Raw genomic sequence first — 18,137 nt, 5'->3', positions numbered from 1 at the left:
GGTGCGGGTCCAGAGTCCAGGCGGAGCGGCACGGCCCGGGAGCGAGGAGATCAGCAGATGGCTGACCTGTACATCGACGGCGAGTGGACCGGAGCGGCGGCGGGCGGCCGGCGCGACGTGGTCAATCCGTTCGACGCGTCCGTGGTGCGCACGGTCGACGACGCGGACGGTACGGACGTCGACCGGGCGGTGCGGGCCGCGCGGCGCGCGTTCGACGACGGGGAATGGTCGGACTCCCCGACCCGGCGCCGCGCCGACGTGCTGCACCGCGTGTACGAGCTGCTGCTGCGCGACCTGGAGGACATCGCCCGCACCGAGACCCAGGACACCGGCAAGACGATCGCCGAGTCCCGGCTCGACATCGAGGACATCGCGAACGCCTTCCGCTACTTCGCCGAGATCGCCGACAAGGACGGCGGCCGGGTGGTGGACGTCGGCCCCGACGTGCTCAGCCGGGTGGTGTACCAGCCGGTCGGGGTGTGCGCGCTGATCGCACCGTGGAACTATCCGCTGCTCCAGGCGACCTGGAAGGTCGCGCCGGCGCTCGCGGCCGGCAACACCTTCGTGCTGAAGCCGAGCGAGACGACGCCGCTCACGACCATCATCCTGTTCCGGCTGCTGGAGGAGGCGGGGACGCCGCCCGGGGTGGCCAACCTCGTCCTCGGCCCGGGCTCCACGGTCGGCGCCGCGATGACCCAGCACCCGGACGTGGACCTGGTGTCCTTCACCGGCGGGCTGTCCACCGGCCGCACGATCATGGCGGGCGCCGCGGCCGACGTGAAGAACGTCGCGCTGGAGCTGGGCGGCAAGAACCCCAATGTGATCTTCGAGGACGCCGACTTCGACGCGGCACTGGACTACGCGCTGGACGCCGCCTTCCTCCACTCCGGCCAGGTTTGCTCGGCCGGCTCGCGCCTCATCGTGCAGGAGGGCCTGCACGACCGGTTCGTCGAGGCACTGGCCGACCGGGCCCGGCGCATCCGGCTCGGCAACGGCATGAACGAGGACACCGAGAGCGGGCCGCTCAGCTCCCCCGAGCACCGCGAGAAGGTCGAGAACTATCTGGCGGTCGCGCGCTCCGAGGGCGCGCGGCTGGTGTGCGGCGGAGCCCGCCCGGACGCCCCCGAGCTCTCCCGCGGCTTCTTCGTCCTGCCCACGGTCTACGCCGACTGCGACCGGTCGATGCGGATCGTGCAGGAGGAGGTGTTCGGCCCGGTGGTGACGGTCGAGCGGTTCCGGGACGAGGAGGACGCGGTACGCCTCGCCAACGACACCAAGTACGGGCTGGCGGGCGCGGTGTGGACCAGCGACGCGAGCCGGGCGCAGCGGGTGGCGCAGCGGCTGCGGCACGGCACGGTCTGGATCAACGACTTCCATCCGTACGTGCCGCAGGCCGAGTGGGGCGGGTTTGGTCACTCCGGCGTCGGCCGCGAGCTGGGGCCGACCGGGCTGCGCGAGTACCAGGAGGCGAAGCACATCTACCAGAACCTCCGGCCGGCCCCCTCCGGCTGGTTCAAGGGCTGAGGGCGACGCGGTGACCGGAAGGACCGAGGAGCGGAACGTGGGTGACGGTACGGAGTTCGACTACGTCATCGTGGGCGGCGGAACGGCGGGCTGTGTGCTCGCGGCACGGCTGACGGAGGACCCGGACTGCCGGGTGTGCGTGGTCGAGGGCGGGCCCAGCGACGTGGGCGACGAGAAGATCCTGCGGCTGCGCAACTGGATCAACCTGCTGGACTCGGAGTACGACTACGGCTACACGACCGAGGAGCAGCCGCGCGGCAACTCCCACATCCTGCACTCGCGGGCGCGCGTGCTGGGCGGCTGCTCCTCGCACAACACCCTGATCAGCTTCCTGCCGCTGCCCGAGGACATGGACGAGTGGGCGGCGCTGGGCTGTACGGGCTGGGACGCCGCGACGGTCCTGCCGTACCGCGACCGGCTGCAGAACAACATCGTCCCGGTGGCGGAGAAGGACCGCAATCCGATCGCGAAGGACTTCGTGACGGCCGCTTCCGCCTCGCTCGGCGTGCCGGTCGTGGACGACTTCAACGCGCGGCCGTTCGCCGACGGAGTGGGATTCTTCTCGCTGGCGTACGAGCCGGAGGAGAACAAGCGCTCCTCGGCGTCGGTGGCGTACCTCCACCCCGTCATGGACCGGCCGAACCTGACGCTGAAGCTGGAGACCTGGGCGCATGAGGTGGTGCCGGACGGCGACGGCCGGATGACCTGCGCACGCGTGCGCGCAGCGGACGGCACGGAGTCGACACTGCGGGCGCAGCGCGAACTGCTGCTGTGCGCGGGCGCCATCGACACGCCGCGGCTGCTGATGCTCTCCGGCATCGGCCCGGCGGACCGGCTGCGGGAGCTGGGCATCGAGGTACGGGCCGATCTGCCGGGGGTGGGCGAGAACCTGCTGGACCACCCCGAGTCGGTGATCATCTGGGAGACGGACGGGCCGCTGCCGCCGAACTCGGCGATGGACTCCGACGCCGGGCTGTTCCTGCGCCGCGATCCGGCGGGCGGGCCGCGCCCGGACCTGATGTTCCACTTCTACCAGGTGCCCTTCAGCGTCAACACGGAGCGGCTGGGCTATCCGCCGGTGGAGCACGGTGTGTGCATGACGCCGAACGTGCCGCGGGCCCGGTCCGTGGGCCGGATGTGGCTGCGCAGCGCGGACCCGGCGGAGAAGCCGGCCCTGGACTTCCGGTACTTCACCGACCCGGAGGGCCACGACGAGAAGACGATCGTGGACGGGCTGAAGGTGGCGCGCGAAGTGGCGGCCACGCCGCCGCTGCGGGACTGGCTGAAGCGGGAGGTCTCGCCGGGCCCGGACGTGACGTCGGACGAGGCGCTGTCGGAGTACGGGCGGCGCGCCGCGCACACCGTCTACCACCCGGCCGGCACCTGCAAGATGGGCGGCGACGGCGATCCGATGGCGGTACTCGATCCGCAGCTGCGGGTCCGCGGCACGGACGGCCTCCGGGTCGTGGACGCCTCGCTCTTCCCCACCATGCCGACGATCAACCCGATGGTGACGGTGCTGCTGGCGGCCGAACGAGCAGCCGACCTGATCCGGGTCGGCGCGGGCGGAGGGCGGCACTGATGGCCTCGGCGAGCACACCGGCGGACGACGCACACGGCAAGGGGAGCCCGGACGCGGTGGCGGACACGCCGGACGACGGCTCCGTACCCGATTCCGAATTCCGCAAGGACATGGGGCCGTGGGCGAACTTCGCGCTCGGCTTCACCTACCTCTCCCCCGTCGTCAGCACGTACACCCTCTTCGCCACCGCGCTCGGCGAGGGCGGCCCGCCGATGGTGTGGGCGTTCCTGCTGGCGGGTTGCGGGCAGTTCCTCGTCGCGCTGGTCTTCGGCGAGGTCGTGGCCCAGTTCCCCATCGCGGGCGGGGTCTATCCATGGGCCCGGCACCTGTGGGGCAAGCGCTGGGCGTGGATGACCGGCTGGGTCTACATGTGGGCACTGCTGGTGACCATCACCTCGGTCGCGTACGGCGCAGGGCCGTACATCGCGATCCTGATCGGCTTCGAACCGACCGTGCACACCACGGTGTTGTGCACGGTGGTGCTCATCGTCATCGCCGTACTGATCAACTATGCGGGCACCAGATGGCTCTCGTGGGCGGCCATGATCGGCTTCGCCGCGGAGCTGATCGGTGCGCTGATCGTCGGCATCTACCTGCTCGTCACGCACCGCGAGCACAACCTGGGCGTGCTCTTCGACACCTACGGCACGGAGGGCGACGGCAGCTATCTGCCGGTCTTCCTCGCCGCCGCGATCATCGGCTTCTACCAGTACTACGGCTTCGAGGCATGCGGCGACACCGCCGAGGAGGTCGCCCACCCGGGCAAGGTCATCCCCAAGGCGATGCGCCGCACCATCTACGTGGGCGGCGCCGCGGCCACCTTCACCTGCCTGTCGCTCCTGCTCTCCGTCACCGACTACCGCGCGGTGATCTCCGGCAAGGACACCGACCCGGTGGTGCACCTGCTGTACGACGCGCTCGGTGAGTTCGGGGCCCGCCTGGTGATGGCCGTCGTCCTGATCTCCTTCCTCTCCTGCACGATCAGCTTGCAGGCGGCGGCCGGGCGACTGATCTACTCCTACGCGCGCGACCAGATGATCGTCGGCCACCGGCTGCTGCGGAAGTTCTCCCCCGCCCGGGCGGTGCCGGGCTGGGCCCTGCTGGTGTCGGCCGTCGTTCCGGCAATCATCGCCTTCGGCTCCCTGGTGTCGGCCGACGCCCTCACCAAGATCGTGTCGTTCGCGATCCTGGGCATCTACGGGGCGTTCCAGATGGTGGTGCTGGCCGCCCTGCGGGCCCGCCTGAAGGGCTGGAAGCCGTCCGGCGAGTACCGGCTCGGCCGCTGGGGCCTGGTGGTGAACGCCGGAGCGCTGGTCTACGGCATCTTCGCCATCGTCAACATCTGCTGGGCCCGCACCCCCGAGGCGCCCTGGTACGACAACTACATCGTGCTCCTCTGCGGCGGCGTCGTCGTCCTGGCCGGCGTCCTCTACATGTTCACCACCCACCACTACGGCCGCAGCGACGCCCCGTGCGGCGACGCGATCCCGGAGTCACGCCGCTGAGCGACCGTCACCGCCGGACTGTCACCGCGGGGCCGGAGCCCTTCGGGGCCGTTCGGGGCCGGTTCTGGGCCGGGCAGCCCGGCGCTGCCGTCCGGCGAGTCGGCACTGCACTCGGGTAAGTCGGCGCCGTAGTCGGGCAGCTCGACCGTGCTGCTGACCTTCTGCCCGGCCCTGAGCATCCGGTCCAGCAGGAACGGCCGGGACAGCAGGGTGTTGCGCAGCCACAGCCCGGTGGCGGTGCGCGGCGCGAGGAACGGCCCGGTGCGGTCGCCGCCCTTCTGGCACCCTTCGGCGTACGGCCGGATACGCCGCTCGTACCGGGCGAAGGCGGCGCGGTGGTCGCCGTCGGCCCGGGCCAGCTCACCGTCCAGGACGTACGCGGCGACCAGTGCGGTGCCCGTGCCCATGCCGCCGAGCGTGGCACCGCACGCGGCGTCCCCGACGAGCCCGATGCGCCCCCGGGACCAGGCGGGCACATCGGCCCTGCTCGACGGAACCCCGGTCGTACGGCAGCTGGGGCGCGGCGAACACGAACATCGCACCGGCCCGCGCCGGGTCCCGGTGGTCGGCGCCGACGGAGGCGAGCCGTCCCGGAACGTTGTGGCCGACCGCCCCCTCCCCCGCCGCCAGCCCGAGGTCGTTGGGGAGCTGCCAGGTGGCGGCGTAGTGACCGAGGTGGCGTACGTACCGCTCCTCGGGGCCGATGGCGAGCCGCCGGACGGTCGAGTGCAGCCCGTCGGCGCCGATCACCAGGTCGAAGTCGCGGTCCGGGCCGTCGCGGAAGGTGACGTGCACGCCCGAGGCGGTCTCGGTCAGGCCGGTGATGGTGTCGCCGAAGACGTACTCCGTGGCGGGGGCGCTGCGCTCGTACAGCACCCGGGCCAGGTCCCCGCGCAGCACCTCCAGCTCGCCGCCCATGAACTCCGCGGGCAGTCGCAGCAGTTGACGCCCCCGCGCGTCGACGAAGCGGATCGCACTGCCGCCCGTCCGCAACCGCCGCAGCTCCGGCAGCAGCCCCATGCGGCGGAGCACCGTCATGTGCGTCTCCCCGCGGAAGTCCACGGCGTGCCCGCCGGTGCGCAGGGCGGGGGCTATTTCGACGACGGTGGGCCGGAATCCGTGGCGTGCCAGCCAGTAGGCCAGCGCGGGCCCGGCGACGCTCGCGCCGGAGATCAGGACGGTTCTGTGGTGCAGCTTCGATGACATGGCTCTCCCTGTTTCGCAATCCGCATCCGGCGGACACAGTTATTACTGTGTACCATGGACACGGTTTTTCGTGGAACGGTTCACCGAAAAGCCGCAGTACGAGCCACGGAAACGGGGACGCGCATGACCGAGGGCACACGCAACGGCGTCGGCGACGGCGGAGAGGCCCGGCACGCCGCGACCGTACGGCTGCTGTGGGGGCCGCAGCCGCAGCCGGCGCGAGGGCCACGGCGGACGCTCGACCTGCCGGGGATCGCGCGGGCCGGCGTCGCGGTCGCCGACGCCGAAGGCCTGGCCGCCGTGTCCATGCAACGGGTCGCTGCGCAGCTGGCCGTGACGAAGATGGCGCTGTACCGGTACGTGCCGGGCAAGGCCGAACTGGTCGCGCTGATGGTCGACGCCGCGCTCGCGCCACTGCCGCCCGAGGACGAACCGCGCCCCGACTGGCGGGAGCAGTTGACCACGTGGGCACATCACCTGCTGGACACCTTCACCCGTCACCCCTGGCTGCTGGACGCGACGGTGGGACCGCGTGTGCTGGGCCCGGTCGAGCTGGCGTGGATGGAGCGGGCCGTCGCCGCGCTGGACGGCACCCCGCTCACCGGCGCCGAACGCCTGGATGCCGCCGTCCTGCTCACCGGCCACGTCCGCACCATCGCCCAGCACGGCGGCGCGGCGGGCCCGGCCGGCGACGCCGAGGCCCAACTGCACGCGCTGCTGGACGAGGTGCTCCACGACCACCGCACCCGCTTCCCCGCGGTGAGCGCCGCCCTCCGCGACGCCTCGGCCGACCAGGCCGCACCCCAGGACCAGGCCTGGGAATTCGGCCTCCAGCGCATCCTGGACGGCCTGGCGACACTGATCACCGAGCGGTCGCCGGGCTGACTCCGGCTCGGGACCTTGACGAACGGCCGCACGTCGACCTCAGTGCCACATAGGCCGCGCCCGCGGCGAGCGCTGCCGTGGCCAGGCGGCGGCCGGCTGTGCGGCGGGTGCCGTGCCAGCCGCCGTGGACGGAGCCGCCCGGGAGGGCGTGCGGGACGGTGCCCGCGGTGTCGGGGGCCTGCTCGGTGCGGGAGAGGTGGGACCGGTTCATCTGGTACGCCAGGGCCTTCTCCACCGGACCGGGGAGGAGCTTGGTCCAGCAGGCCAGCACCACGGCGGCGGGGCCTACGTAGACCTCGCGGCGCGGGGAGCGGACCAGGCGGAGGATCGTGCGGGCCGCCCGTTCGGGGGTGTAGACGGGGGCCATCGGCGTGACCTTGCGGCCGGAGTAGTTGGCGGCGCTCCCGAAGAACGGCGTGTCCATGGTGGCGGGCAGCACCGTGCAGACGTGGATGTCGCGGTGGCCCTCCAGCCACAGCTCCTGGCGGAGGCTGGTGCTCAGCGCCCGGACGGCGGCCTTCGCCAGTGCGTACGGCGCGTTGTAGGGGACCGGGGAGACGCCGACGACGGAGGAGACGTTGATCAGCGTGCCGCTGCCCTGGCGGCGCATCGCGGTGAGCGCGGCGCGCGCCCCGTAGACGTAGCCCAGCACATCGGTGTCGATCACCTTGCGGCAGACGTCCGCCGGGATCTCGTCGAGCGCGCCGAAGGCGGCGACCGCGGCGTTGTTGAGCCAGACGTCGATCCGTCCGAAGGCGGCGACGGCCTCCTGGGCCAGCCGGTCCACCGCGGCGGCGTCGGTCACGTCGGTGGGTACGGGGAGCGCACGGCCCCGGCCGCGCCTGCGGCACCGGCGGGCGACCTCGTTCAGCTCCTCGGCGCGCCGGGCGGCCAGGACGACGTGCCAGCCGTGGGCGGCGAACCTCTCGGCGCAGGCCCGTCCGACCCCGCTGGAGGCCCCGGTGATCACCACGACGCCGCACTCACCCTCGGCCCCCATGGCCGCCTCCTCCATCTGTACGGCCGCGGACCGTTCCGCGGTGGTTGTCGAGGCCATCAAGTACCCGGATCGCCATAATGCACACATAACGGATCACCTGTCAGTGTGATGGGAACGCAGGCTGTCACCGCCGGCCCCGCCGGCCGACCCGGATGGAGCATCCATGGCCGTACGGCACCAGCTCATCGCCCGGAAGCCGGCCGCCGTGTGGGAGGTGCTGGAGGACAGCCGCCGCTACGGCGACTGGGTCGTCGGCCCCACGGGCTCCGACCCGCTGGACGACAGCTGGCCGGAGGTCGGCTCGACCATCGCCTACAAGCTCCGGCTGGGCCTCCTGGAGATGACCGGCCGTACCGTCGTCCGCCGCCACGAGCCGCCCCGGTGGCTGGAGCTGGAGGCGCACTGCGATCCGCTCGGCTCGGCCCGGATCGCGCTGGACATCCGCCCCTGGGGCGAGGAGACGCTGGTCATCGTCGACGAACACCCGCTGCGCGGTTTCGGCGGTCTGGTGCACAACTTCGCGCTGGACGCGCTGCTGCAACTGCGCCACCGCAACATGCTCAAGCGGCTGGCGAAGGTGGTCGAGGGGCTGCCGCCGGAGGCGGATCACAGCGGCGCCGGGCGGGGCCCGGCCGCCGAGCGCCCGGCGGGGCGGTGACATGGCCGACGCGGTGGTGATCGGGGCAGGACCCAACGGCCTGGTGGCGGCCAACCTCCTTGCCGACGCGGGCTGGAGCGTCACGGTACTGGAGGCGCAGCCCGAGCCCGGCGGCGCCGTCCGCAGCGACCGCGGCGTCCACCCGGACTACATCAGCGACGTGTTCAGCGCGTTCTACCCGCTGGCCGCCGCCTCGCCCGTGCTGCGCGGGCTGGAGCTGCACCGGGACGGCCTGCGCTGGAGCCACGCGCCGCACGTCCTCGCCCACCCGCTGCCCGACGGCCGGTGCGCCGTCCTCGACCGCAACCGCGCGGTGACGGCGGACGGGCTGGAGGGCTTCGGGGCCGGGGACGGCGAGGCCTGGGTCCACCTGTGCCACCTCTGGGACCGGCTGGGCCAGGACATCCTGCACGCGCTGTTCACCCCGTTCCCGCCGGTCCGTGCCACCGCCCGGCTCGCGGTGCGGCTGCGCGGCGCAGGCGGGCTGCGGCTGGCCCGGAGCCTGGTGCTGCCGGTACGCCGGCTGGGCGAGGAGGAGTTCCGGGGCGAGGGGGGCCGGCTGCTTCTGGCGGGCAACGCGCTCCACGCGGACCTGGCTCCGGAGGCGGCGGGCAGCGGCGGATACGGCTGGCTGCTGACGATGCTCGGGCAGTCGGTCGGCTACCCGGTGCCGGTCGGCGGGGCGGGCGCGCTGACGGCCGCACTGGTCCGGCGGCTGGCCCGACGGGGTGTCACGGTGCGCTGCGGGGAGCCGGTCACCGAGGTGGTGGTGCGCGGCGGCCGGGCGGTCGGGGTGCGGACCGCGGGCGGCGACCGGATCCCGGCGGAACGGGCGGTGCTGGCGGACGTGCCCGCGCCGGTGCTCTACCGCGAACTGGTCGGCGCGGGGCACCTGCCGCCCCGGATCTTCGACGACCTGCGCCGCTTCCAGTGGGACTTCGCCACGTTCAAGGTCGACTGGGCGCTGAGCGGCCCGGTGCCGTGGTCGGCGCCGGGCGCCGCGCGGGCCGGCACGGTGCATGTGGCGGACGGCGTGGACGACCTGACCCGGTTCGCCGCGCAGCTCGCCATGGGCGTGGTGCCGGACCGGCCGTTCGCGCTGTTCGGGCAGATGACGACGGCGGACGCCGCCCGTTCGCCGGCCGGTACGGAGTCGGCGTGGGCGTACACCCACGTCCCGCAGACGGTGAAGGGCGACGCCGGGCCGGACGGGCTGACGGGCGACTGGGGCGCGGGCGAGCAGGAGCGCATGGCCGACCGCCTCGAGGCGCAGGTGGAGCGGTTCGCGCCGGGCTTCCGCGACCGGATCCGGGCCCGCCGCATCCTCGCGCCGCCCACGCTCCAGGCGGCGAACAACAACCTGCGCGGCGGCGCGATCAACGGCGGTACGGCCGGCATGCACCAGCAGCTCTTCTTCCGCCCGCTGCCGGGCACCGGCCGACCGGAGACCCCGGTCCCCGGCCTCTACCTGGCCTCCGCCTCAGCCCACCCCGGAGGTGGCGTACACGGCGCCCCCGGCGCCAACGCCGCCCACGCCGCCCTCCACACAGGCACCCGCCCCCGCCTCCTCGCGACCGCCCAGGACGCCCTCTCCCGACGCGGCCGGGGAGGCGAGAAGGGGCGTACGTAGCCGCCGGCTCCGACACCGGCCGCGGGGCGGCCCCGGGCCCCGGACGGACAGGCGCTGTGCAGGGCTCACTTCACGACATGGAACAGAGAATCCAAGCTTCGGCCTCTTCGAAGCGGCCGGCCTCTTTCAGCAGGAAAACGAGGTTCCCCAGGTCCGCGGTGTATCCGGATTCGACGGCTCGACGGAGCCAGGCTTCGGCCTCCTTGACCCGGCCCGTCTCCTTCAGCAGGAAAACGAGGTTCCGCAGGGCCACGGTGTCTCCGGATTCGGCAGCTCGGCGGCACCAGGCTTCGGTCTCCTCGTCCAGGCCCGTTTTGTCCAGGAGGACACCGTCGCCGGCGTCGAGGTCCGGTACTTCGGTGACTTGTCGGTACCGGGCGTCGGCCAGCTCGACCCGGTCCGTCTTGTCCAGTCGGGCACCGAGGTCGGCATCGACGTCCTCTGCTTCGGCAACTGTCCGGTACCAGGCATCGACCCGCTCGACCCGGCCATCCTCGTCCAGCAGGACACCGAGGTCGGCATCGGCGTCTTCTGCTTCGGCGGCTTGCCGGTACCAGACATCGGCCTCCTCGACCCGGCCTTCATCGTCCAGCAAGAAGCCGAGGCTGAACATGGCACGGGGGTCCGCCGCTTCAGCGGCTTGCCGATACCAAGCCTCCGCCTCCCCGACCCGGCCCTCCACGTCCAGAAAGACACCGAGGCTGAACACGGCGCGGGGGTTCCCGGCCTCCGCGGCTCGGCGGTACCAAGCCTCCGCCTCCCCGACCCAGCGCTCATCGTCCAGCGAGAAACCGAGGTTGAACGCGCTCCGGCCATCCTCGTCCAGCAAGGCTCCAAGGTTGACCATGGCATCGGTGTCCCCGGCCTCCGCGGCACGGCGGTACCAGGCTTTCGCGCCCTTGTGCCTGCCGTCCCCGTCCAGCAGGACACCGAGGTGGAACATGGCGTCCACATCACCGGCTTTTGCGGCTCGGTGGAACCGGGCTTCCGCCACTTCCTTCCGGTCTGCCTCCTCCGGCAGGGCCGGGAGGTTGGCCATGGCGTTGGCGTTCTCGGTTTCGGCGGCTCGGCGGAACCAGGCTTCCGCCACTTTGTGCCGGCCTGTCTCCTTCAGCAAGGTCCCGAGATTGACCATGGCATCGGTGCTCCCGGCCTCGACAGCTCGGCGGAGCCAGGCTTCCGCCCCCTTGTGCCGGCCTGTCTCCTGCAGCAGGGCCCCGAGCTCGACCATGGCATCGGTGTCCCCGGCCTCGGCGGCTCGGCGGAACCGGACTTCATCGGGCATGCCGTTCCCGACAACATCCCGTCCATTGATCACGCTGCCCTGCCGGCCACCCGAAATGGTGTGGTGCCGATCCGATTCGGAAGGGGAAGGCGAGACGGTCGGCTGCGGGTTGGTGGCAGGCTGTTGCCCCGCAAGAGGGCTTACCGTCAACGGGGCCGGCGGTTGGGCAGCGCGGTTGCGAGCGAGAGCGATGAGCGCTCCGGCGTCGCGGCTGGTTTGCTGCGGCACGGGTCGGGACTTTTCCTCCAACGTGCGACGGAGGTGTTCCCACAGGCTGATCATGTCGATCGGGTCCGGTGCTCCGGGAATGCCCTCAGCCAGTGCGGTGATCAGCTCACCGGTGAAGGCTGTGTACGTCTCATCCGATGGGGCGAGCGCCGTGTGTATCTCGGACGAAGCGGTGAGCACACAGGCGCCCGCGACCCTTGCATGGCTAGCGATGTCGTCACTCGCGCTCATGCGGCCGGCCAGTGCGCGTCCGCTGTAGCAGCAGTCCAGGATCACCACGGTGCGCCGGGCAGGAGCCTCCCGCACCGCACGTCGCAAGAACTCGTACCTCAGCGCCTTGTCCGGGCGTTCGGGATCCGACTGTGGCAGGGCCAGCAGCAGTTCGTCGCTATGTGGATCGATCAGGCCATGTCCTGCGTAGTAGACGAGCAAGGTGTCCGTGGCTCGACGTGCGGTTTCTTGCACCGCGTCCAGAACCTGCTCGCCGTTGCGCGGCTGAGCGACCACGATGCAACGGTCGGCGGGCAGGCCCCACACTGCGGGGTCGGTCAAAACCTCACGCAGGCCGACCAAATTGCTGGCAACCGACGGCAAGTCGTCCAGGACGTCGTATTCGTGCACGCCCACCAGTAGCGCTGCTGAGCCGGCCGGGTCCGCGAGGGCGGGCACCGGTTACTCCACGTTCCCTTGGTTCGAGTCCTGATGGTCATCGGGTCTGCCTGCATCCCAGGTCCTGAGGATCTGTTCGACGACCTCTGGTGATGAGCCCTGCACGGTGACGACTACGCCGTCGCGTTCCAGCCGCACCTCAGGTGCGCGCGGACGTGATCCGCGCCAAGCACCGACGGCAACCAGCAGGCTGCCAAGGGCGATGGTGTTGCTGACGACGACATTGACGACCTCCAGAGGCCCACCCATGTGCCCTTGGCCTGGTTGCGCAGGCGCTATGGATGCCTTGGCCCGCCCACGCAGTTCAGGGTCCATGAGCAGCCAGCGGTACAGCGACATCGTATGGTCGGCGAGATCAGTGCCCCGCGTGTCTTTGTCGTTTGCACCCTCTACAAACGTAAGACGAACCTCCACCGGCCCGGCTCCCCCTCGCTCGCGCTGATCAACAACGATGCACCATAGTAAAGATGGTTGCCCCGCGCAGGTGGGCCTCTTGGCCGTCACAGCCAGCGGGAAGGCGCAGCATGCCCACGCCCCACAGGCCGGCTGTTCTCGTTTCCGCACACAGCCGGATTCACCCGTCATGGCCACCGCTGCCGGTAGCTTCCGGGAGCGCATTGCCCTGTACATACGGGGTGCGTCCCGCATACCGGACGTCGTTCGTCCCGTAGAACTCCGTTGCTGCACGGGTCTTGTGGCGGTGTGTGGGGCGGGCCTAGTGTCGCCAGCCGGTAAGCGCTTTCTATCCGAGGGAGCTTCACGGCATGCCCGTTGCGGAACCGGCCGCCGAGCCGTCACCCACCGGCACCACCCCCTCCTTTCCCATCCGGGCCGCGGTCGTCGGCACGGGCGGCATCGTCACCGGGAGCCACCTCCCGGCCCTGCGTGAACTGGGAGGCCGCGTACGGCTGGTGGCCGCCGTCGACACCGACCCGGCACGGCTCGCGGCCTTCCGCGATCTGGCAGGCGAGGAGGTCAACGGCTACGGCAGCCTCGACGAGATGCTCGCCGCCGAACGCCCCGCGCTCGTCCTCCTCGGCACACCGCCCGCGCTCCACGCCGAACAGGCCCGGGCCGCACTGCGTGCGGGCGCCTGGGTGCTGTGCGAGAAGCCGCTGTGCCTGTCGCTCGCGGAGTACGACGCCATCGCCGCCGCGGAGAACGAGGCGGGCGGCCCGTACGCCTCCGTCGTCTTCCAGCACCGGTACGGCTCGGGCGCGGTGCACGCACGCGAACTGTTGCGCTCCGGGGAGCTGGGACGGCCGCTGGTCGCGCACTGCCAGACCACCTGGTACCGGGACCGGGCGTACTACGCCGTGCCCTGGCGCGGCCGGTGGGCGACCGAGGGCGGCGGGCCGACCATGGGGCACGGCATCCACCAGATGGACCTGCTGCTGCACCTGCTGGGCGACTGGACCGAGGTCCGCGCGATGGCGGGCCGGCTGGTGCACGACGTGGAGAGCGAGGACGTCTCCACCGCGCTCGTCCGGTTCGCCGACGGGACGATGGCCACCGTTGTGAACAGCGTGCTGAGCCCGGACGAGGTGAGCCGCATCCGCATCGACTGCGCGGACGCCACGGTCGAGCTGACGCACCTGTACGGGCACTCCAACGACGACTGGGCGTACACCCCGGCCGTGCACCGCCGCGACGACGCGCGGCGCACGGCCCACTGGCGCACCCCGTCCGCCGTCGTGCCCAGCTCGCACGCCGCGCAGCTCGACGGCTTCCTCGACGCCATGGAGAAGGGGGTCCGGCCGCCCGGCAGTGGCGCCGAGGCGCGCCGCACCCTGGAGTTCCTCGCCGCGCTCTACAAGTCGGCCTTCACCGGCCGGCCGGTCCACGCGGGCGAGATCGGCCCGGACGACCCGTACTACCACGCCATGCACGGCAACCACCCCGACTGGGCACCGAAGGAGCAGTGACCGCAGCATGAGCGCATCCACCAGCCCCACGACGCCGATCACCGTCACCCACACCCACGGCGAGCGCATCCGTGTGGCCGCCGGCGGCACCGAGCTGCTGTCGTACGTCTACGCTCCGGACCCGGAGGCCTTCGAGTCCCGCAAGCCGTACGTGCACCCGCTGCGCACCCTCGCCGGGAACCTGGTCAGCGGCTACCGGCCGCATGACCACCGCTGGCACAAGGGCCTGCAGATGACCGCCAGCCATCTGTCCGGGCAGAACTTCTGGGGCGGCAACTCCTATGTGCACGGCGAGGGTTACCTGCCGCTCCACGAGCGCGTCGGCTCGATGCGCCACGACGGCTTCGACGCGTTCGACGTCGGCGCGGACCGGCTGGCCTTCACCGAGTCGCTGACCTGGGTGGAGAACGGCGGCGATGAGTGGGCGCGGGAGCGGCGCGACGTGTCGGTGCATTCGGTCGATGCGGAGGCGGGCGCGTACGCGATCGACTGGTCGATCCGGCTGACCAACGTACGGGACGAGGCGTTGCGCTTCGGCTCGCCGACTACGGCGGGCCGCGAGATGGCGGGCTACACCGGGCTGCACTGGCGCGGGCCGCGCGACTTCACGGGCGGGCAGGTGCTGACGCCGGCCGGCCCCAGCACGGACGAGGAGACGATGGGCACGCCGGCCGCGGAACAGCCGTGGCTCGCGCTGATCGGCGCGCACGACGACGTGGACGCGCAGTCCACGCTGGTCTTCGCGCACGCGCCGGAGAACGCGGACTCGGTGCACGCCTCGCACTGGTTCGTGCGGTCCGAGCCGGTGCCGACCGTGGCGTTCTCCTGGGCGTTCTTCGAGGAGTTCGCGCTGGCACCGGGCGCGTCCTTCGCGTACCGGTACCGGGTGCTGGTCGCCGACGGGACGTGGGAGCCCGACCGCATCGAATCCCACCTGAAGTCGCTGGCCTGGTGAGCGGGGAGGAACCGGAGATGGTCATGGACGCACCGCTGCCGGGCGGCATCGGGCTGTCGCACATCGGCGCCTACGAGTGGGAGGCCGCCGACGGCGTGTGCGGGGGCAGCCCGCATCTGCACCTCGTCTGCACGGAGGCGTACGTCGTCACCGGCGGGCGGGGCGCCGTGCAGACGCTGAGCGTGGTGGACGGGTACCGCGAGACGCCGCTGGAGCCGGGCGTGATCGCCTGGTTCACACCCGGGACCGTGCACCGCATGGTCAACGGTGACGGGCTGCGGGTGACGGTGCTGATGCAGAACGGCGGGCTGCCGGAGGCCGGCGACGCGGTCTTCACCTTCCCGCCCGAGGTGCTGGCCGACCCCGTGGCGTACGCGGCGGCCGCCGCACTGCCCGCGAAGGAGGGCCCGGCGGCGGAGGCCGCGGCACGCAAGCGCCGGGACCTGGCCGTCGAGGGGTACCAGGCGCTGCGTACGGCGCTGGCGGACGGTGACGACGGGCCGCTGCGCGCCTTCCACGAGGCGGCGGCCCGGCTGGTCGCGCCCAAGGTGACGGACTGGCGGGCGCGGTGGCGCGAAGGGGCGCTGGCCGCGGCCGAGCGCACCGGAACGCACCTGGACGCGCTCGGGACGGGGGACGCGGCGCACCTGGCCGAGGGCGGGGTGCGGGCCACGAGTCCGACCCGGCGCGGCGGGTACGGCATGTGCGGCCGCCGCGACGAGTACGAACTGCCCGGCACCACGCTCCCCTACTACGGCGAGTGACCATGCGGCGGATCAGAACGGCCGCGGCCGCGGTCCTCGTCCTGTGCCTGGCCCTCGCGGGCTGCGGCGGCGGTGGCGCGTCCACCGCCGCCGGCGGCAAGGTCACGCTGCGCTTCACCTGGTGGGGCAACGCGGACCGGGCAGCACGCACCGAGCAGGCGGTCGCCGCCTTCGAGAAGGCACACCCGGACATCGACATCCAGACCTCGTACTCCACCTACGAGTCGTACAAGCAGAAGCTGGCCACGCAGGCGGCCGGCGGCGACGTGCCCGACCTCATCCAGCTGGACTACCGGCAGATCAGCCAGTACGCGGGCGCCGAGATCCTGCTGGATCTCAACACCCGGCGCAGGACGCTACCGACCAAGGAGATGGACTCCGGCCTGTTGAAGACCGGGCAGGTCGGCGGTGTGCAGTACGCACTGCCGATGGGCGTCGGCACGCAGGCCATGGCGTACGACAGGACGGCCTGGCGGAAGGCCGGGCTCGCCACCCCGAAGCCGGGCTGGACCTGGGACGACTGGGTGAGCGCGGCGCGGAAGCTGAAGGCCGCCGGGTACGAGCGGCCCATGACCGACCCGGGTCAGATGGAGGACTGGTTCGAGGTCTGGCTGCGGGGGCAGGGCAAGCGGCTGTACGGCAAGGACGGGCAGACCGCGTTCGGCGCGGCGGACCTGGCCCGGTTCTGGACCTTCGTCTCCGAGCTGCGTAGGGAGGGGCTGGTCAGCAGAGCCGAGGACACCACGCAGATGGCCGGAGGAGCGGTCGAGGACTCCCCGATGGGCCGCAAGCGGGCCGTGGCGGAGTTCAACTGGGACGCCCCGTCGGCCGGTTACGAGGCGCTGTACGGGGACCGGCTGGCGCTCGCGCCGATGCCGGCGGGCCCGGACGGCACGCCCGGCCAGTACTACAAGCCGTCGATGCTGCTCGGGATCGCCGCCGACAGCGCGCACCCGCGCGAGGCGGCGCTCTTCATCGACTTCCTCCTCAACTCCGACAAGGCCGCCGACATCCTCGGCGTGGACCGCGGCACCCCGGTCAACGACCGCCAGCGGGCCCGGGTCCTGCCCAAGGTCACCGGCTTCCAGCAGCAGGTCGCCGGGCTCCAGGAGTCCCTCCAGGGCAAGCTCAAGGACCCGCCGGCCGCACCGCCGCGCGGCGACAACGGCCTGCAGTCGACCTTCGGGCGCGACTACGACCAGGTCTCCTTCGAGCAGGCGTCACCCCGGGAGGTCGCCGAGGACTTCCTGACCGAGGCACGGACGGAGCTGAGACCGTGAGCACGCGAGCGATGGACCAGACGGCCGCACTCCCCCGGCAGCGCCCGGTCACCGGGACACCAACCGGACCCCAGAGCAGCCCGGGGAAGCGGCGGCCGAAGCGGGAACGGGAGGGCGCCGCCTGGGTGTTCCTCTCCCCCTGGGTGCTGGGCGCCACCGTCCTCACCCTGCTCCCCATGGCGGTCTCCCTCTACCTCTCCTTCACCGACTACGACCTCTTCGACCCGCCGTCCTGGGTGGGCCTGCGCAACTACACGCAGATGTTCACCGAGGACCCGCGGGTGCTGCGTTCGGTCGGCAACACACTGCTGTACGTCGTGGTGGCCGTGCCGTTGCAGCTCGCACTGGCACTGGCCGTGGCGCTGGCGCTCAAATCGATGAAGCGCGGCAAGGCCTTCTACCGGTCGGCGTTCTACGCCCCGTCGCTGCTCGGCGCGTCGATGAGCATCGCGCTGGTGTGGCGGGCGCTGTTCAACGACGGCGGCACCGTCGACAACGTGCTCGGATCGCTCGGTCTGCACACCGGCGGCTGGATCAACAAGCCCGGCTGGGCGCTGCTGTCCGTGGCGCTGCTGACGGTGTGGCAGTTCGGCGCGCCGATGGTCATCTTCCTGGCGGGTCTCCAGCAGATACCGAGGGAGCTGTACGAGGCGGCGTCGGTGGACGGCGCGGGCCGGTGGCGGCAGTTCGTCTCGATCACCCTGCCGATGCTGTCCCCGGTGCTCTTCTTCAACCTGGTACTGCAGACCATCCAGGCGTTCCAGGTGTTCACCCCGGCGTTCGCGGTGAGCGCCGGCCGGGGCGGTCCCGCCGACTCCACGCTCTTCTACACGCTGTACCTGTACGACCGCGGCTTCACCGCCTCGCACATGGGTTACGCCTCCGCGATGGCGTGGGTGCTGCTGATCGCCATCGGCATCGTCACCGCGGTGCTCTTCCGCACCTCCCGGTCCTGGGTCTTCTACGCGAACGAGGAGGGCGGCCTTTGACCGTCAACTGGCCCCGCGCCGCCCTGCACACGGGCTGTCTCGTGGTCCTGGC

Annotated in this window: 16 protein-coding genes; 11 read left to right on the top strand and 5 right to left on the bottom strand. The window is 71.8% G+C overall.

The annotated features are described in order from the left end of the window. Positions 1 to 57: 57 nt before the first annotated feature. Genes ABZ840_RS22390 through ABZ840_RS22380 form a run of 3 tightly spaced genes read left to right on the top strand, consistent with a single transcriptional unit; the run spans position 58 to position 4,611 of the window. Positions 58 to 1,524 carry an aldehyde dehydrogenase family protein gene (locus tag ABZ840_RS22390; RefSeq protein WP_361561844.1) on the top strand — a complete coding sequence of 489 codons (1,467 nt, stop codon included), beginning with the start codon at positions 58 to 60 and terminating at the stop codon, positions 1,522 to 1,524. A gap of 37 nt (positions 1,525 to 1,561) precedes the next feature. After that, a complete protein-coding gene (locus ABZ840_RS22385; protein WP_361561843.1) occupies positions 1,562 to 3,106 on the top strand; it encodes a GMC oxidoreductase in 1,545 nt (514 codons plus the stop codon). After that, positions 3,106 to 4,611 carry an APC family permease gene (locus tag ABZ840_RS22380; RefSeq protein ID WP_361561842.1) on the top strand — a complete coding sequence of 502 codons (1,506 nt, stop codon included), beginning with the start codon at positions 3,106 to 3,108 and terminating at the stop codon, positions 4,609 to 4,611. The genes ABZ840_RS22385 and ABZ840_RS22380 overlap by 1 nt, the downstream gene beginning before the upstream one ends. Here the strand turns inward: ABZ840_RS22380 and ABZ840_RS22375 are convergent. Both ABZ840_RS22375 and ABZ840_RS22370 read right to left on the bottom strand, forming a co-directional pair. Then, entirely contained in the window at positions 4,557 to 5,018 is a 462-nt protein-coding gene (locus ABZ840_RS22375) for a hypothetical protein (protein WP_361561841.1), read from the bottom strand. The two genes, ABZ840_RS22380 and ABZ840_RS22375, sit on opposite strands and share 55 nt — an antisense overlap. Next, positions 4,972 to 5,817, bottom strand: a complete 846-nt coding sequence (locus tag ABZ840_RS22370) for an FAD-dependent monooxygenase (protein ID WP_361561840.1) — start codon at positions 5,815 to 5,817, stop codon at positions 4,972 to 4,974. The genes ABZ840_RS22375 and ABZ840_RS22370 overlap by 47 nt, the downstream gene beginning before the upstream one ends. Positions 5,818 to 5,940: 123 nt before the next feature. On the opposite strand from ABZ840_RS22370, the gene ABZ840_RS22365 reads away from it, so the two are divergent. Further along, on the top strand, positions 5,941 to 6,702 hold the full coding sequence (locus ABZ840_RS22365; protein ID WP_361561839.1) for a TetR/AcrR family transcriptional regulator: 762 nt from the start codon (positions 5,941 to 5,943) through the stop codon (positions 6,700 to 6,702). On the opposite strand, the gene ABZ840_RS22360 is transcribed toward ABZ840_RS22365, so the two are convergent. After that, positions 6,680 to 7,702, bottom strand: a complete 1,023-nt coding sequence (locus ABZ840_RS22360; protein ID WP_361561838.1) for an SDR family oxidoreductase — start codon at positions 7,700 to 7,702, stop codon at positions 6,680 to 6,682. The genes ABZ840_RS22365 and ABZ840_RS22360 overlap by 23 nt on opposite strands. A gap of 163 nt (positions 7,703 to 7,865) precedes the next feature. Between ABZ840_RS22360 and ABZ840_RS22355 the strand changes: the two genes are divergently transcribed. After that, positions 7,866 to 8,360: an SRPBCC family protein gene (locus tag ABZ840_RS22355; protein WP_361561837.1), complete on the top strand. Its 495-nt coding sequence runs from the start codon at positions 7,866 to 7,868 to the stop codon at positions 8,358 to 8,360. A gap of 1 nt (position 8,361) precedes the next feature. Continuing rightward, on the top strand, positions 8,362 to 9,990 hold the full coding sequence (locus ABZ840_RS22350; protein WP_361561836.1) for an NAD(P)/FAD-dependent oxidoreductase: 1,629 nt from the start codon (positions 8,362 to 8,364) through the stop codon (positions 9,988 to 9,990). A gap of 70 nt (positions 9,991 to 10,060) precedes the next feature. Here the strand turns inward: ABZ840_RS22350 and ABZ840_RS22345 are convergent, their stop codons facing one another. Next, positions 10,061 to 12,172, bottom strand: coding sequence for a tetratricopeptide repeat protein (locus tag ABZ840_RS22345; protein WP_361561835.1), 2,112 nt, complete (start codon positions 12,170 to 12,172; stop codon positions 10,061 to 10,063). 3 nt (positions 12,173 to 12,175) lie between these two features. Then, positions 12,176 to 12,586: a hypothetical protein gene (locus tag ABZ840_RS22340; RefSeq protein ID WP_361561834.1), complete on the bottom strand. Its 411-nt coding sequence runs from the start codon at positions 12,584 to 12,586 to the stop codon at positions 12,176 to 12,178. Between the two features lie 350 nt (positions 12,587 to 12,936). On the opposite strand from ABZ840_RS22340, the gene ABZ840_RS22335 reads away from it, so the two are divergent. From ABZ840_RS22335 to ABZ840_RS22315, 5 genes are read left to right on the top strand one after another with little or no spacing between them, the layout of a single operon-like run. Continuing rightward, positions 12,937 to 14,097 (top strand): Gfo/Idh/MocA family oxidoreductase, encoded by a 1,161-nt coding sequence (locus ABZ840_RS22335; protein WP_361561833.1) that lies wholly within the window; start codon positions 12,937 to 12,939, stop codon positions 14,095 to 14,097. A 7-nt stretch (positions 14,098 to 14,104) separates the two neighbouring features. After that, a complete protein-coding gene (locus tag ABZ840_RS22330) occupies positions 14,105 to 15,052 on the top strand; it encodes a PmoA family protein (protein ID WP_361561832.1) in 948 nt (315 codons plus the stop codon). 17 nt (positions 15,053 to 15,069) lie between these two features. Beyond that, positions 15,070 to 15,816 carry a cupin domain-containing protein gene (locus ABZ840_RS22325; protein ID WP_361561976.1) on the top strand — a complete coding sequence of 249 codons (747 nt, stop codon included), beginning with the start codon at positions 15,070 to 15,072 and terminating at the stop codon, positions 15,814 to 15,816. Between the two features lie 2 nt (positions 15,817 to 15,818). After that, on the top strand, positions 15,819 to 17,096 hold the full coding sequence (locus tag ABZ840_RS22320; RefSeq protein WP_361561831.1) for an extracellular solute-binding protein: 1,278 nt from the start codon (positions 15,819 to 15,821) through the stop codon (positions 17,094 to 17,096). Then, a complete protein-coding gene (locus ABZ840_RS22315) occupies positions 17,093 to 18,085 on the top strand; it encodes a sugar ABC transporter permease (protein ID WP_361561830.1) in 993 nt (330 codons plus the stop codon). The genes ABZ840_RS22320 and ABZ840_RS22315 overlap by 4 nt, the downstream gene beginning before the upstream one ends. The last annotated feature ends 52 nt before the right edge of the window (positions 18,086 to 18,137 follow it).

Source organism: Streptomyces sp. NPDC047117 (assembly GCF_040643545.1).
In the GTDB taxonomy this organism is placed as follows: Bacteria; Actinomycetota; Actinomycetes; order Streptomycetales; family Streptomycetaceae; genus Streptomyces.
Note: the sequence above shows the minus strand (reverse complement) of the source record. Positions and strands in the feature narration are given on the sequence as shown.

Excerpts from the sequence above, each read along its gene's own strand:
- ABZ840_RS22320 (WP_361561831.1), top strand. The coding sequence starts at position 15,819 with ATGCGGCGGATCAGAACGGCCGCGGCCGCGGTCCTCGTCCTGTGCCTG.
- ABZ840_RS22375 (WP_361561841.1), bottom strand. The coding sequence starts at position 5,018 with ATGGGCACGGGCACCGCACTGGTCGCCGCGTACGTCCTGGACGGTGAG.
- ABZ840_RS22330 (WP_361561832.1), top strand. The coding sequence starts at position 14,105 with ATGAGCGCATCCACCAGCCCCACGACGCCGATCACCGTCACCCACACC.
- ABZ840_RS22355 (WP_361561837.1), top strand. The coding sequence starts at position 7,866 with ATGGCCGTACGGCACCAGCTCATCGCCCGGAAGCCGGCCGCCGTGTGG.
- ABZ840_RS22365 (WP_361561839.1), top strand. The coding sequence starts at position 5,941 with ATGACCGAGGGCACACGCAACGGCGTCGGCGACGGCGGAGAGGCCCGG.
- ABZ840_RS22370 (WP_361561840.1), bottom strand. The coding sequence starts at position 5,817 with ATGTCATCGAAGCTGCACCACAGAACCGTCCTGATCTCCGGCGCGAGC.
- ABZ840_RS22350 (WP_361561836.1), top strand. The coding sequence starts at position 8,362 with ATGGCCGACGCGGTGGTGATCGGGGCAGGACCCAACGGCCTGGTGGCG.
- ABZ840_RS22360 (WP_361561838.1), bottom strand. The coding sequence starts at position 7,702 with ATGGGGGCCGAGGGTGAGTGCGGCGTCGTGGTGATCACCGGGGCCTCC.
- ABZ840_RS22380 (WP_361561842.1), top strand. The coding sequence starts at position 3,106 with ATGGCCTCGGCGAGCACACCGGCGGACGACGCACACGGCAAGGGGAGC.
- ABZ840_RS22335 (WP_361561833.1), top strand. The coding sequence starts at position 12,937 with ATGCCCGTTGCGGAACCGGCCGCCGAGCCGTCACCCACCGGCACCACC.
- ABZ840_RS22325 (WP_361561976.1), top strand. The coding sequence starts at position 15,070 with ATGGTCATGGACGCACCGCTGCCGGGCGGCATCGGGCTGTCGCACATC.
- ABZ840_RS22390 (WP_361561844.1), top strand. The coding sequence starts at position 58 with ATGGCTGACCTGTACATCGACGGCGAGTGGACCGGAGCGGCGGCGGGC.